This window comes from Mesorhizobium sp. M8A.F.Ca.ET.057.01.1.1 (assembly GCF_003952565.1).
Classification (GTDB): Bacteria; Pseudomonadota; Alphaproteobacteria; order Rhizobiales; family Rhizobiaceae; genus Mesorhizobium.
In genome coordinates this window covers 4146876-4161543 of the sequence record NZ_CP034454.1, presented here as the reverse complement: position 1 = coordinate 4161543, position 14668 = coordinate 4146876, and the positions used below count along the sequence as shown (strand labels likewise).

The following is a 14668-nucleotide window of genomic DNA, read 5'->3' as shown; positions in this document are numbered from 1 at the left end:
CATCGATGCCTGATCGACACGACTACCCAACACCTATCGGGTCTATTGGCGGAATCTGCGGGATTTCGGAGCGACCATTGGCGGGTGTGCCAACCTTTGTAAGAGGCCTACCCAAATTATCTCTCAAGGCGCCGACACTGAGGAGCTTCAGAGAGAAAGTTCGCCGCGATACTCACAAATTCGCGTCAAAATTCCGATATATCATCCCTGGCTAATTTAAGAGCCGGACCGGACCAAGAGTCAAGAACAATTAACGATCGGTTAACCTTGGCGCTCGCAACATGGTTAACGCTGCCTTTTCCCATCCCAAGCGGCGGGACCGAGTCCTATCGGTGAATTCCTCAACGAAAAAATTTCCGGCTTGCCTTTCAGAGCGTGGTCGGCCCCCGGAATTCGTGCTGCGATTCAAAGGCGTTAGGTTAACCAGTTCTCAAGAGAGTTAGTTAAGGATGTATTAATTTAGTTGACTCTAATAGGTCATGGAGGGATTCTGAAGCCGACCTGAAAGCGTGTCGGCCGTCGTTCGGCTGATGCTCAAAGTGGCGGCGGTAGTTGTATGAGTGTTTCCGCGGACGCAGGGATCATCAGTCCCAAGACCAGGCCGTCGCGGCCGCGTGGGAGCGTGCACGCCAACGCCGTGGCGCAGGTTCCTTTCCTGGTGCCCATATTGTCTCCGGTCCGGCAATGGATCCTGCGGGTCGGCCTGGCTTCCTGGTTCGTCACTCTCGGCTTTTTCTGGATCTGGTGGCTGAAGCCGGACCATATCGGATACTTGGGGTCATACACCTTTGCGACGCTGGTGCTGGCCTGGCTGACCTTGATGCCGATGTACTTCCTGCTCAACGTGCACGCGTCGAGGAAGCCATCCAAGCTTGCCAGCATCCCCAAGCGCTCGCGGGTCGCCATGGTGGTGACCAAGGCGCCGTCCGAACCGTTCGCCGTGGTTGCGTGCACCTTGGAAGCAATGCTTGCGCAGGATTATCCGCATGACACCTGGCTGGCCGACGAGGACCCGTCCGAGGAGACGGTTCGCTGGTGCGGTGCCCACGGCGTGTTCATTTCGACGCGGCGCGGAAGGGAAGACTACCATCGCAAGACTTGGCCGCGCCGCACCCGCTGCAAGGAGGGCAACCTGGCGTTCTTCTATGACCACTACGGTTATGAGCGCTACGATTTCGTCGCCCAGATGGATGCCGATCACCGGCCGACGCCAACCTATCTCAGGGAAATCCTCTATCCCTTCGCCGATCCGGCGGTCGGCTATGTCTCGGCACCGAGCATCTGCGACAACAATGCCGCCGAAAGCTGGGCGGCGCGTGGCCGGCTGTTTCCGGAAGGGATGTTTCACGGACCCTTGCAGTCCGGGCATACCGGTGGCGGCGCGCCGCTTTGCATCGGCTCGCACTATGCCGTTCGAACCAAGGCGCTGAGGCAGGCGGGCGGTCTCGGTCCGGAGTTGGCCGAGGATCACTCCACCTCGATGCTGATCAACGCCGCCGGATGGCGCGGCGTGCATGCGCTCGACGCCATCGCCCATGGCGACGGCCCGCAGACCTTCGCCGATCTCGTCACACAGGAATTCCAGTGGTCGCGCAGCCTGATGACGATCCTGCTCGAATACTCGCCCACATATTTTCCCAAGTTGCCCTGGAGGCTGAAGTTCCAGTTCCTGTTCTGCCAGCTCTGGTATCCGCTGTTCGCCATCTTCGCACTGCTGATGTACGTCATGCCGATGTACGCGCTCTTCACCGGGCGCAACTTCGCCAATGTCATGTATGCCGACTTCCTTCTTCACTATCTGCCCAACGCCGTTGCCTTGGTGGGCCTGGTCATGATGCTGAAGGCATTCGGCCTCTCTCGGCCGCTTTCGGCCAAGACGATAAGCTGGGAAGGCACGCTGTTTCTTTTCTTCGCGCGCTGGCCTTGGGTACTGGCCGGCACGTTATCGTCGCTGCGCGATTATCTGACCAAGTCCTTCGTCGATTTCCGTGTCACCCCCAAGGGCAGCGGTCCCAAAAGCCTGTTGCCGGTTCGCGCCTTCGTTCCCTATGTGGCGCTGGCCATCGGCGCGGCGCTGCCTGTGTTGATGATTGAGCACCCTTTCGACGCGACCGGCTTTTTCTGGTTCGCGGCGTTCAATGCCTTCCTCTATGGGCTTCTGGTGGTGGTGATCGTTTCAAGACACGTCATCGAGAACAAGATCCCGTTGCGCGCCAATGCCGCGAAGATGACCTTGCAGGCCTCGCTCGCCGTGCTGGCGCTCGCCGTGCCGGCCGTGGGCTTCTACGATCGCGGCATGGAAGGCGTCTATGGGTTGCAGCAGGGCGCCGGCGGCTTGCGCATCGTGCGCATAGCCTATGTGGTTTCCGGCGCCGGCCAGGGCAACATCGGTGCCCGCAATTTCTACTTCGATCCGGGTTGGGAAACGCCGCGCTGACGTTGAAGAGGCGCGACAACGCTTCCCTGAACATCTTCCTCGTGAGCCGGCCTGCGTCCGCGCAACCGCGGCGCAGTCTCAAAAGATTCAATTTTAATAATATCCGACCGAGTGCGGACACACCGCGCTCATCATGTCGCTTGCACGATTCTTAATAAGTATCCTCTAATATAATGTCATGATGCGAGCGGCGTGAGGCTGCTAGCAGGGCGCGGAACACAAAATAACCGACAATATATTCCCGCGCTCCAGTGGCTTATGTTTTTACAGGGGACGTCGATGAAAACATATATTGGAAATTGGCCAAGGATCGGCGGGAAGTATGCCTGTGCATTCGCAGCTGTTGCATTGATCTCGATGGTGTCCGGTTGCCAGAGCATGGATGCGACCAGGACCGGCTCGATCAGCACCAGGCCCGAGGCTCATATGCTGGGCAAGAAGGTGCACTACGTCCAGAAGAAACACTTGCATCGGATCGATCGCAAATCGCTCACGCGGATCACCAGTGTGACACGCATGAGGGAGGAGGCCTATGCGGCTTTCGTCCGGCCGCAGCGGATCGGCAGGCCGGCAGCTGTCAAGGTTTCCTACAGCCTGGGTAATGCCGGACCGCTCCTCGGTCATTCCCCTTGGATTTGCGGCCCAAGTGGCTTCGGTCAACGCGCCAGCTGCCGGTCGCGTTATTAAAGCAATCGGCGGACAAAGAGCCGTTCCAGAACGTTCGACCCGGAAGTGGCGGCATGATTTGACCGAAGGAGCCGCCGCTCCGGACTTTGCCGGGGGGCGCGAGCCGAGGGCAAGAGGTTGGCGAAGGGGTTGCGCCTCTTGCCCTGCGGCCGCCATTCCATGCGACAGCGGTCGACGATCCCTGTCATTCCTGTTCGAGCGACAGCTTCGGCCTGAAACCGAAATCCCTTGCCGGAATTCCGATCACGACAAACGCTTGGGGCGGTTCCAGCCATCGCCATCGTTGTCTCCGGGCGCTGGCCGCGGCCGGGCGACATAGGCCGATGATCCGTTCGCTTCGTGATAGACGCGTGCCAGCATTTCGGCCAGCACGCCCGACGTCACCATCTGCACCCCGGCGATCAGCAGGAAGAAGCCGGTGAACAGCATCGGTCGTGTTCCGATGGCTTCCTCGAAAAACACCTTCAGACAAAGCAGATAGGCAAGGATCAGCGAACCCAGCGCGCCGAGCACGATGCCGATACCGCCGAAGAAGTGACCGGGCCGGGTGCGATAGCGCATGAAAAAATACATGAACACCAGATCGAGCACGACCCTGAAGGTGCGCGAAATCCCGTATTTGGACTGGCCGTGAATGCGGGCATGATGCGTCACCACCTCTTGGGCGATGCGTCTTGGGGTCGTCACCGTGGCCAGCCATGCCGGGATGAAGCGGTGCATCTCGCCATAGAGCTTGACGCTGCGGATGACGTTGCCGCGATAGACCTTGAGGCTGCAGCCATAATCCTTGAGGCGCACGCCGGTGACGCGGGCGATCAAGGCGTTGGCGATGCGCGAGGGGAGCCGGCGCATAAAAAACCCTTCCTGGCGATCCTTGCGCCAGCCGACCACCAGGTCGAGATCCTCGCTCAGCAGGCGGTAGACCATGCGCGGAATGTCGTAGGGATCGTTCTGCAGGTCGCCGTCGATCGTGGCGATGACGTCGCCGCGCGCCGCGTCTATGCCGGCCTGCATGGCGGCGGTCTGCTTGTAGTTGCGCACCAGCTCGACCGAATGCACATGCGGGCCGTATTGCGCCGCCAGACGCCTGATCTCGCTCACGGTCGCGTCGGTGCTGCCGTCATCGACCAGCACGACCTCCCATGGCTGGCCATACTGTTCCATGGCCTGGTGAATCCGCGCCAGCAACGGCTCGACGTTTTCGGCCTCGTTATACATGGGCACGACGATGGACAGCGTATGGTCCGGCATCACCGCGCCGTCGGGCAGTCCCGAAACAGGGATAGGTAATACGGTCATAGGGATGACTTCCTTGCAGGTCCGACGGCCGGGTTCCCCGGCAGCGTCGATTTCGAGGGAAACAGCCAGGCGATCGCGCCCGTGACGACAGCCGAGCACAGGATGAAGAGGTGCAGGGCCAGCGCCGCCTGCAAGCCGCTCTTCATCGTGATTCCGGAAGTGAGCAGCGCCGCCGCCGCCGCCGCTTCGTAGGTGCCGAAACCGGCGACGCCTTGCACTGGCAATATCGCAGCGCCTTCGGCACCGACGACGCCTGGAAAGGCGGTGGTGAACGATGTCCCAAGTATCAGCGCCAGCAGCCATCCCTGCACGGCGAGCTTCAGCGACCAGTTGGCGATCGTCCACCACCAGCCGTAGCGCGAGCGCCCCGTCGCCTCGGTGAAGATGTCGCGGAGCAGGCCGAGTTTGGCCACGATCTTGCCGCGCCCGGCCCAGTCATGCGGCGCGCGCGCCCAGCGCGGCAGGTACCATGCCACTGCGACCAGGGCGGCCACGCCCGCGATCCTGATCGCCGGATGCAGGCCCGGCCACACCGCCAACGCCAGCACGCCGACGACGAAGGCATCCTGCAGCCTGAACCACAGCAGCGAGGCGCTGGCGCGCATGACCGGTACGCCGAAGACCTGGCGCAGGAGCAGGGGAAAAGCCGTCTCGCCGCCGCGGAATGGGACGACGTTGATCATAGCGTTGTGGATCAGGATAACGCGCAGGCAGGCGCCGAACCGGCCACGCACCTCGTCGCGGAATTCGTCGCAGACGCGCAGCGTACGCAAGACATAGGTGACGAAAAACGCGATCGTCGCCACCGCGAGCGTCCCGGGCGTGAGGCGGTCGAAGGCGTCGCCGACCGTCCGCCAGCGCGAGTCGCTGGCGAGCCAGGCGAGCAGGGCCAGCGTCGCGACTATCGAGATTGCTCTTTTCAACCAATTCTCCGCTGGTTTTCCCCGCCTCGTTCCGGCGGCGGCAATGCGTGGTGCCCGGATGCCCATGGCGTCGATCGGGATCGGCGCCTTGCCCGCCGCCTTGCCGAACTGTCGCGGACGAAATGCGGAGCCGTCGACTGCTGGGACCAGGTCCAGAACCCACGACCCCCGACCGTCGCGGCTCTCAAGGGCGGGTGATCCTATAGACCAGCAGATCATCGGAATCCACAAGCTTGGTTCCGGTCTTGTCCAGATAGTCGATGACCCCGTCATGATGTTCGACGAACAGCAGATCCTGCTTGTCGGCGGCGTTCTTGGCCGCGCCGAACAGATCCGCGCCTTGCGCGCGCAACTCCTCGAGCTGCGCGATCGCAGTGGCGTCGTCGGCGACGAATTTCGACCATTCGACGTCGCCGCCCCCGGGCGGGAACACCCAGCCGCGCGTCCTGCTGTAATAGACAGCCACCGGATCGCCGACCTCGGGCGCTATGGCGACGACGAGGTCGCCCGGTTGTGCCAACCTCGCCAGTTCCTCGCCGAGCAGCTTGCCATTGATGGCAACCGGCTTCTTCATTGTCTTGACGAGGGGAAAGGTCGACCACACGAGTGTGGCGGCCACGATACAGATCGAGCGCAGGACCACGGCCGGCGACAGAACGTTGCCCCACGCAAGCGTTGCCAGGACGAGTGCGCCTCGTCCACAGAACATTGCCAACGGGACATGGAAGATGTGGTAATTCCAGGGATTGCTGGTGATTTCGCGCGCCGCGGCCAGATAGACGGCCATGGCCGCCACCAGCCAAACATACGGAATGGCCGAAAGGGTGCGTCGTTTCTGGTTTTCGGCGGGGCGGGGCGGCATCCAGAAGCCCACCGCGATCAGCGCCATGAACGGATAGCCGTAGAACCACCAAACCGAGGTGTTCCATACCGATTTGAAATAGAAGCTCTCCTTGAAGAATGTCCAGAAACCGGAATCCCAGATATAACCGCTGCCCGCGACATGAAACGGCGGATAGCTCCGGCCGAGATAGATCGCCCAACTGAAATATGCGGCGATGATGGCCAGGCTCAAAAGTCCTGACAGGAACACCCTGGTCGCCTGCTTTCGCTTCTTCTCGACCATCCAGCAGACCATCAGGTAGAAAATGACGGCGCCCGCGGCGAGCCCCGGCGGTTTCGCCAGCACGCCGAGCGAGAAACTGACGGTGGCAACCGGCAAGAGCCAGCTGCTGCCGCCGGCCCAGTACTTCGCGAAAAGCCAGACGCCTGTTGTCACCAGGGCCAACATCGACGGATCTGGAAGAAACGAGCTGTCGATCATGATCGCCGCCGGCATCAGCGCGTAGCCGAGAGCCACGGCGTGGGCGTGCGTCTCGTCCCAGCAGAGCGCCGTCAACCTGTGCAGCGAAAACACCGTGACCAGGCCGAAGAAGGCCGCAACCATGCGGCCAAACCAGTCGTGCCAGCCGAAGAGTTGGTAGAGCAGGGCGGTCAGATAGCTGACGATCTGGAACTCACGGCCCTGATAGCTTGGACCCGGTCCGGTCCAGCTGACTTCGGGGAAAAAGATGTTCCAGCTGCGCTGCTGGAAGTTGTCGGCCATCATCGCCGTGCTTGTTTCGCGCCAGCTGAAGGCATCGACCAGCGGCAAGGTTATGCCGTGGAATCTGAACACTGCCGCGATGAAAAGTATCCCCAGCAAAATCGCGGTATCGGGGCCTATGTAGTCGCGAGCAGCCGTGTTCCAGTCGAACCGCCGCCCCAGGTAGCGTTGACCTTCTGCCTCACTCGAGTCTCGGGATCCCGTCATTTGAACCGCGTCCTCGCCGACGTCTGCCGATCTTGCTTTCGCACGCAATTGTCAGAGCTGCGGGAGTATACAGCGCAATCCTTAATTTTGGCGACTGCGGTCCAAGCGCAAGTCTCTCGAATTGTTGTATTCCGTCTGCTTCGCCAAGGTTGACACCGCCGTTCTCGCGACTGTTAAATAGTCGGTGTGGCTTTAAAAGCGCTGATGACTTTGCCTCGGGCCGAACAAACATGCGAACGCCAATTTTGCCGACAACTCTGAGCCGATTGCCGCAGCCTGGTTTCGACCGCCGGCATCGCAAGAACCTTCGTCGGTCCGCGAGTTGCGCGGCGTTTGTGGTTCTCCTGGCCCTCTGCGGTGAAATGGTCCTCCCGGGCATGGCACAGGCGGCCGCCGCCAAGAACAGTGAACCCGCGCAAGCAGCTGTCGCCAGCGCTCCAACGGCGTACGAGGTGTCGATCCTCTACGCCGACCGCACATGGATATGGAAAGATGGAGCGGCCTATTTTGGAAAGAGTGGCCGTTCGCTACGGGCCTGGACGTCGCGGCAGGGGTCTGTCTCTGTCGGGGAAGGCAAGTGGATAGCGACCAAGGACGGAAAGATGTGCATGGATCTGGCCTGGCGGTCCAAGGGCTATACCGGCCAACAGAACCGCACCTGCTATAGCCACCGGGTCAAGGACGGCAACATTGAGCAGCGCAAGGATCCGGACGGGGAATGGTACGGCTTCAAGGGGTCTCCCGAGAATCCTTCCGACGAATATCGGAAATTTGAAGTGGGCGACACGAAGGCCGCGCAGTTCGAAGAAACCCGTAAGTTGGCCGATTCCAAGAATTAAGGCTGCCAGACTGGGCCCACGGCGTGACGGAAGCGCCGTTCCTGCCTTCGTTGGCGCCCTCCCATGGCATCGGTGACGGCGTGTCCGGCGTGTCGGATACAGGCAGGCTGCTTTGCCGGGCCTGTGAAGAAGCTTGCGAATCGCTTATAAAAGCGCGGAGCAGTCCGGCAGGAATTGCCGTCGAACCGACCGCCAAATGGTCGCATTCAATTCCTCTCTGACAGAACGAAGAGACGATGGGTACACCACCATACGGCTTTCATGAAATTTAATAATTAGTGATGTCTAATATTCGTGTGTGATGTGCGAGGGGTCACTGAAACGACGTGAAGCGGCGCAGGCGTCGCAACGCGTCCTGGCTTATACTCAAAGGCAAGGGACACATGGTGAACAATTCCCCAGCGGGCGTATTTCCCCCAAGCAAGAAAGCCCTCTCTATTATCGTGGTGGCGATGACCTCCCTGGTTGCAGGGTGTCAGGTCATGGATGCGACCAATACCGGTTCCGTCATCATCGCGCCGGCCGTGCACCCGGTCCAGAGCAGGCCTCCAGTCCAGTCATTCCAAGCTGGATATGTTGTGCGGTCGCTCAGAGCCGAGCCTCAGGTCCTGATGACAAGCACCATACGGACCACTGAAAGAACTTACGCTTTTGCACCGCCGCCGATTACAACCCGCACGTTGGGACCTGTGAAGGTCGCTTTCAATCCCGTCGATGATGCTACGTTCTCGGGCAGTTCGCCCTATATCTGCAGTCCCAGCGGATTTGGCCAGCGCGCCAGTTGCCGCGCGCGCTCTCTCTGATCTATCGGGCAGCGACAGGTGCTGCCGCCTTGCTTGGCGGCAGTGTCTCCAATTTCGTCCGCAGCCCGAAGAATGGGGCGGCCGTGCTGACGATGGTGTCGATGTCGGAAAGTTCAGGCACAAAGCCAAGATGCGCGCGCGCCTTGCTCGGATCGGCATAGAGTTCGGCCGGGTCCCCCGGGCGCCGGTCCCTGAAGACGGCCGGGACCGGTCTTGACGTCACCCGGCTGACCGCCTGGACAATCTCCCTGATGGATACGCCTCGTCCGGTGCCGAGGTTGACCGCCAGGCTTTGTCCTCCGCCCTCCAGGTGTTGGAGGGCTTTCAGGTGGGCGCGAGCCAGGTCGCTGACATGGATATAGTCGCGCACGCAAGTCCCGTCCGGCGTCTCATAATCGGTGCCGAAGACCTCGATTTCATCGATGATGCCTGACGCCGCCATCAGCACCCTGGGAACCAGATGCGTCTCCGGCGAATGCCACTCACCGATTTCCCCGTCGGGATCGGCCCCACAGGCGTTGAAGTAGCGCAGGATGGCAAACTTCATTCCGTATGCGGACGCATAGTCGCCGATGATCTGTTCGCCCATCAGCTTGGTACGTCCATAAGGGCTGATCGGATTTTGCGACGAATTCTCGCGAACGGGCAATGCTTCCGGCACGCCGTAGGTTGCGCAACTGCTGGAGAAAATGATGTTTTCAATGGCGTGCGCGCGTGCGGCATCGAGCACGGCGATGGTGCCCGTCACATTGGTCGAATAGTATTCGGCCGGCTGCTGGACGGACTCCCCGACATAGGCCAGCGCCGCGAAGTGGATGACAGCGGTCGGCCCGTACGTGGCGATCGCCGCCTGCACTGCGGCACGGTCCCGGATATCGCCGACGACAAGCGGCCCCCAGGCGACGGACTTCTCGTTGCCGCGGGATAGATTGTCGAAGGCCACGGGCAGGTAACCGGCGGCGGCAAGAAGTTTGCAGGTGTGGCTGCCGATGAAACCGGCCCCACCTGTTACCAGGATTGCCTTCCCGGTCATGAAGCCGCCGCGGCGCCCTTGGCCAGCCGGCTTCCGTAGAGCAGGGTATCGAAATAGTGGACGGTATGCGCGAGCCCCTGGGCCAGATTGATTCTCGGCTCCCAACCGAGATTGTTCCTGGCAAAGGAAATGTCCGGTCTGCGTTGTCTGGGATCGTCGATCGGGAGTGGTCGATGCACGATCTTCGATCTGGAATTGGTGTAGTCGACGACCAGCGTCGCGAGTTCCATGATGGTGAATTCGTCTGGATTGCCGAGGTTGACCGGGTGGGCAGGGGCACTCGGCGCGTTCATCAGCCGCATGAAGCCCTCGATTAAGTCGTCGGCATAGCAGAAGGAACGGGTCTGCAAGCCGCTGCCATAGACGGTCAGGTCTTCGCCGCGCAACGCCTGGACGATGAAATTCGAGACGACGCGCCCATCGTCGGGCTGCATGCGGCCCCCGTAGGTATTGAAGATGCGGGCAACGCGAATATCGAGGCCATATGTCCTCGAATAGTCGAAGAACAGGGTTTCGGCCGAACGTTTGCCTTCATCGTAGCAAGAGCGCGGTCCGTGCGTGTTCACATTGCCAAAATAGCTTTCAGGCTGCGGGTGCACGAAGGGATCGCCGTAAACCTCGGACGTCGAGGCTTGGAATATCTTGGCATTGTTGCGACGCGCCAGTTCCAACAGGTTCAGCGCGCCAAGCACGCTCGTCTTGAAGGTGTGGATCGGATCTGCTTGGTAATGTGGCGGAGAAGCGGGGCAGGCGAGATTGTAGATCTCGTCGAACCGGAGGTCCAAGGTCAATGGATCGACGATGTCGTGCTCGATGCAGCTGAACCTCGGATCGTGCAGCAGCGCATTGAGATTGTATCTTTTGCCGGTATGGAAATTGTCCACCGCGACGACGTCGTATCCCTCCTGCAAAAGACGTTCGCACAGGTGCGATCCCAGGAAGCCGGCGCCCCCGGCGACCAGAGCGCGGCTTCGGTTGTGGCTCTTGCCGTTGCCCTTTTGGTCGTTCCTGGAACCAAGTTTCAGAACCTTTACGACCTTACTCATTCATTCCTCCTGCGCACCGCAACGCTGCCCCAAGGCCGGGGCAAAGCGCTTCCCGGCCACGTTCTTGAAACGCGGCAATCCTCCGCATCCGCGGATCGCCATCACTGATGTGCGCTTGTCATTTTCTGAGTTTACGGGGCCACTGCCGCGCGGCTTCTATGCTGCCGTCCAGCAGTCCATGCGCCCCGACATCGCGATCACGCGCTTGGTGCCATCATCGCCGATTGCTCGCCCAAATTGCACATCCCAACACCTTGAAAATATACCTGTGGAAATTCCAGTCAACTAAATTAGCGATTTCTTAACTATTTGTGTTTGCCAATGGTTAATCATAGGCCGGCTCGTAAGCTGGTCGCGTGCCTGGTGGCCGTAGACGCGGTTCCTCATTTTGAATCAGCATATTGGCTCGACCGCGAAGAGATTCCACATGCCGCGGCGAGTTGTTCTCGGGCGCGCCATCAAAAGCTCAATATCGAGGAATGCTGGGAAGTGACCTTATTGAGGCACGGGATGCGCGGTCCCAGAGACCTGCCCGAATGAACAAGGTTCAGAACGATTCAAATCTTCAGGTTGCAATGCGATTGTTGCCCAAATCCGCTCGGGCTGCAGACATAAACATTCGGTTGTGAAAACCTTGCCAGTATCGCTTTGTGAATGGAATCCGCATCGCAGCTGGCAGTGGCGCAGAGCAGGCCAAGAGTCAAAATTAGAAGGCAAAATCGGCCCTCGGGAATAAGGTTCAATCCCGATTTCTTTTCGTCGCACCGCCCGTGATCTCTGTGCATTCGAGGTCCCTCATCCGCAAAGATGCGAGGCAACATTCCCCTTTCGCCTGAAGCACAGGCGTCGAATTTATAGTGAAATGCCGGCTATCTCGGCAATGGCATTTGAGGGCACAGGCAGGTTGCTGTCTATTGCGCGATCACGCATTCGGGTTGAACGGGGCGGGCGAGCCGTAAAATGGCCGAGGCTGGGATGGCCCGCTTCTCTGCGAGCCATCCCAGCCCTTTGTCGAGTGTGATGGATCTCTCTTGAAACAGGCCAGGCTTGCCAGCGGGCTTACTGCCCGCCCATTTCCTTCTTGAATGTATCGAAGTCGACCTGCATGCCGTTGAAGATTGTGCTCCAGTGGCGGGTCAGCGCCGCCATCGCCACGGCCTCCTGGATCTCCTCGTCGGTTGCGCCGGCGCGCTTGGCGTCCTGCGTGCCCGACCAGATGCAGTAGGTGCAAGGGATCTGTGCCGCCACGGCCAGGGAGATCAGCGACTTGACCTTGGGCGGCAGCGCCGTCTTGTCGCTGAGTTCGATGGCCTTGACCTCGGCCCAGGCACCGGGCAGACCGGTTTTGGGAAACTGTTTCACAAAGCTCGGTACACCGCCCATGGTCGACTGTATGTCCTTGAGGGTTGCATCATAGTCGTCGGCACGGGCCAGCCCAGTGCCGAGCGACAGCACGCAGGCTGCGGCGGCGAACAGGAAAGCACGATGGGACGAAGACTGTATGGATTTGACGATGCGATGGTACGACATGGTTTCTCCTCTGGTCTTTGTTAGCCTTACGATGTAAGGTGACCGTGAAAATGAACCTTACACTGTAAGTTGTCAAGCCAGCGCTAATGGATCAATCAATCAAGAAAACGAGAGCACGCGGGCGTCTGTCCCGCGAAATGATCGAGGACGCGGCTTTCCAGGTGATCGAGAGGGAGGGCCTTTCCGGCTTTTCGATGCGCAAGCTCGCCGCCGCGCTCGGCTGCGAGGCGATGAGCATTTACCATCACTTTCCCTCGCAAGCGCATCTCTACGAGGCGCTGGTCGATCGTCAGGTCAGCGCGATGGTGATCCCTGACGACAGCATGCCTTGGAGAGAGAGAATCCGTGTCGCGATGCAGGAGTTCCGCCGTATCGCGACAGAGCACCCGGCCTTCGCGCCGTTCCTTGTCGTCTACCGGATGAATTCGCCGCCTTGTCTTGCCATGTTGAACAGCGTCATTGGCCTGTTCGAGGCTGGCGGCTTCGGCCCGGAACTCAGTGCCAGACTGTTCCGCACCGCCGGCTATTACCTGTCGGGCGCGATCCTCGACGAAACCGCGGGCTATGCCAAAGGGCCTTCGGCCGCGACCACCGTCAGCGACGATCGACTGGCGAAGGATTTTCCCAGCGTCATGAGAGCTGGAGCCTATTTCGGCGCCGCCGGTTTCGACAAGACATTCGAGCTCGGTCTCGACATGCTATTGGACGAGATGGAACGTCTGCGCGACGGTGTCGATGCAAGTCAGTCGTCCGGTAAGGTTTGATTGCAAGGTGACCGCCTGAATGCGCTTTCTGTTTGTCCTGATCCTGTTGGCCGGCACCGGCATCGGTCTCATCTATCCCTGGACTATGACGAATTTTTCCGGCCGCGAAATCGGCACCTGGCGGGTCTATGAGCAAGGCCGGTTCAGGCCGTTGACCGTATCGCTCAAAGGTCGAGATGCGCCGGTGCGGGTGCTGGTGGACCTGACCGCGAGGGCCGAACGCATCGTTTCGCAGCAGCGTACGGTGTTGACGCTGACCGCTGCCACCAATGGCCGCACGGTGCTTGCCTCGACGCTGCAGTTCAACCACGTGGACAATCCGCGCCAGGCCAGCCCGCAACTGCCCGACAAGATCTTTCGCGACGAAGCCGGCCTGATTGCCACCGTCAGCCCTGGCGCTTACGTCTTCACCGTCGGCCTGGGCGACGCCGACGACATACCGATGCGAGCGGTCGACCTTGTCTTGCGCTCCGGCGTCGGGGAAATCGACGGCCGCGCGCGGCCGATAGGCTTCTCGCTGATGGCGGTCGGCTTGATCGGCTTCCTGCTGTCCTTGCGTTCCGGAGGCGGGCGACCGGAAAATCCGAACTCGCAGCCGCCGCCACGCTGGGGCAGGGGTCCCACGTGAACTACCGCCACGCCTACCACGCCGGCAATTTTGCCGATGTCGTCAAGCATGTCGTGCTGACGCGCCTGCTCGAATATCTGAAGCAGAAAGACAAGGCGTTTCGTGTCGTGGACACCCATGCCGGCATTGGCCGCTACGACCTGTCGTCACTCGAAGCGCAAAAGACCGGTGAGTGGCAGGGCGGCATCGGCAGGCTGATCGATGTATCGTTCGACGCGAAGGCGGCGGCACTGCTGGCGCCCTATCTGGCGGCGGTGCGCTCACTCAATCCCGAGGGCGGCGTCAAGAAATATCCAGGCTCGCCGTTGCTAGCGCGCAATCTCCTGCGCAAGCAGGACCGGTTGTCGGCGATCGAACTGCACCCGAAAGACGCCGCGAAGCTGAAGACGGAGTTCGCCGGCGATTTCCAGACAAGGGTGATGGAACTTGACGGCTGGCTTGCACTCGGAGCGCACCTGCCGCCGAAGGAAAAGCGCGGCCTGGTGCTCATCGATCCGCCCTTCGAGGAAGAGGGTGAGTTCGGCCGCCTCGTCGACGGACTGGTGAAGGCGCACAGGCGCTGGCCCCGCGGCATCTACGCGCTCTGGTATCCGATCAAGGACCGCAGGGCGGTCATCGCCTTCAGGAAAGCGCTGAAGCAATCCGGCATCCCGAAAATCCTCGACATAGAATTCGAGATCAGGCCGGCCTCGTCGGAACCCAGCCTCGATGGCACCGGTATGGTGGTGGTCAATCCGCCCTTCACGCTGGAAGGTGAGTTGAGAACCGTGTTGCCGGCGTTGCACAGATTGCTTGCGCTGGCAAAACCGGCGCACTGGTCGATGGAATGGCTGGCCGGCGAGCAGGCGGGCGCGGCTTGAACACCG

Annotated in this window: 12 protein-coding genes; 6 read left to right on the top strand and 6 right to left on the bottom strand. The window is 60.5% G+C overall.

The genetic code is table 11. The features are described 5' to 3' along the window. The first annotated feature begins 556 nt into the window (after positions 1-556). Positions 557-2437, top strand: coding sequence for a glycosyltransferase family 2 protein (locus EJ077_RS19895; protein WP_208695742.1), 1881 nt, complete (start codon positions 557-559; stop codon positions 2435-2437). A 279-nt stretch (positions 2438-2716) separates the two neighbouring features. After that, positions 2717-3124: a hypothetical protein gene (locus EJ077_RS19890; protein ID WP_208695741.1), complete on the top strand. Its 408-nt coding sequence runs from the start codon at positions 2717-2719 to the stop codon at positions 3122-3124. A gap of 243 nt (positions 3125-3367) precedes the next feature. Here EJ077_RS19890 and EJ077_RS19885 read toward each other — a convergent pair whose 3' ends face one another. The 3 genes from EJ077_RS19885 to EJ077_RS19875 form a co-directional block, all read right to left on the bottom strand. Next, complete coding sequence (locus EJ077_RS19885) at positions 3368-4375, bottom strand: glycosyltransferase family 2 protein (protein WP_245458789.1); 1008 nt, start codon at positions 4373-4375, stop codon at positions 3368-3370. A 44-nt stretch (positions 4376-4419) separates the two neighbouring features. Next, entirely contained in the window at positions 4420-5346 is a 927-nt protein-coding gene (locus tag EJ077_RS19880; protein ID WP_208695739.1) for a lysylphosphatidylglycerol synthase domain-containing protein, read from the bottom strand. Positions 5347-5530: 184 nt separating this feature from the next. After that, on the bottom strand, positions 5531-7159 hold the full coding sequence (locus EJ077_RS19875) for an ArnT family glycosyltransferase (RefSeq protein WP_208695738.1): 1629 nt from the start codon (positions 7157-7159) through the stop codon (positions 5531-5533). A gap of 377 nt (positions 7160-7536) precedes the next feature. Here EJ077_RS19875 and EJ077_RS19870 point away from each other — a divergent pair, with 377 nt between their 5' ends. Continuing rightward, complete coding sequence (locus EJ077_RS19870) at positions 7537-7998, top strand: DUF995 domain-containing protein (RefSeq protein WP_245458468.1); 462 nt, start codon at positions 7537-7539, stop codon at positions 7996-7998. An 804-nt stretch (positions 7999-8802) separates the two neighbouring features. On the opposite strand, the gene galE is transcribed toward EJ077_RS19870, so the two are convergent. The 3 genes from galE to EJ077_RS19855 all read right to left on the bottom strand — a co-directional run bounded on the left by galE (position 8803) and on the right by EJ077_RS19855 (position 12410). Beyond that, positions 8803-9834: a UDP-glucose 4-epimerase GalE gene (gene galE / locus EJ077_RS19865; protein ID WP_208695737.1), complete on the bottom strand. Its 1032-nt coding sequence runs from the start codon at positions 9832-9834 to the stop codon at positions 8803-8805. Then, complete coding sequence (locus EJ077_RS19860) at positions 9831-10880, bottom strand: UDP-glucuronic acid decarboxylase family protein (RefSeq protein WP_245458467.1); 1050 nt, start codon at positions 10878-10880, stop codon at positions 9831-9833. Before EJ077_RS19860 ends, galE begins: the two co-directional genes overlap by 4 nt. A gap of 1059 nt (positions 10881-11939) precedes the next feature. Beyond that, positions 11940-12410 (bottom strand): carboxymuconolactone decarboxylase family protein, encoded by a 471-nt coding sequence (locus tag EJ077_RS19855; protein WP_208695736.1) that lies wholly within the window; start codon positions 12408-12410, stop codon positions 11940-11942. 137 nt (positions 12411-12547) lie between these two features. On the opposite strand from EJ077_RS19855, the gene EJ077_RS19850 reads away from it, so the two are divergent. The 3 genes from EJ077_RS19850 to EJ077_RS19840 are packed head-to-tail and all read left to right on the top strand — an operon-like array spanning position 12548 to position 14662. Continuing rightward, complete coding sequence (locus EJ077_RS19850) at positions 12548-13174, top strand: TetR/AcrR family transcriptional regulator (RefSeq protein WP_245458466.1); 627 nt, start codon at positions 12548-12550, stop codon at positions 13172-13174. A 19-nt stretch (positions 13175-13193) separates the two neighbouring features. Then, positions 13194-13802, top strand: a complete 609-nt coding sequence (locus EJ077_RS19845; protein ID WP_208695734.1) for a hypothetical protein — start codon at positions 13194-13196, stop codon at positions 13800-13802. Beyond that, positions 13799-14662: a 23S rRNA (adenine(2030)-N(6))-methyltransferase RlmJ gene (locus EJ077_RS19840; RefSeq protein WP_208695733.1), complete on the top strand. Its 864-nt coding sequence runs from the start codon at positions 13799-13801 to the stop codon at positions 14660-14662. The genes EJ077_RS19845 and EJ077_RS19840 overlap by 4 nt, the downstream gene beginning before the upstream one ends. The last annotated feature ends 6 nt before the right edge of the window (positions 14663-14668 follow it).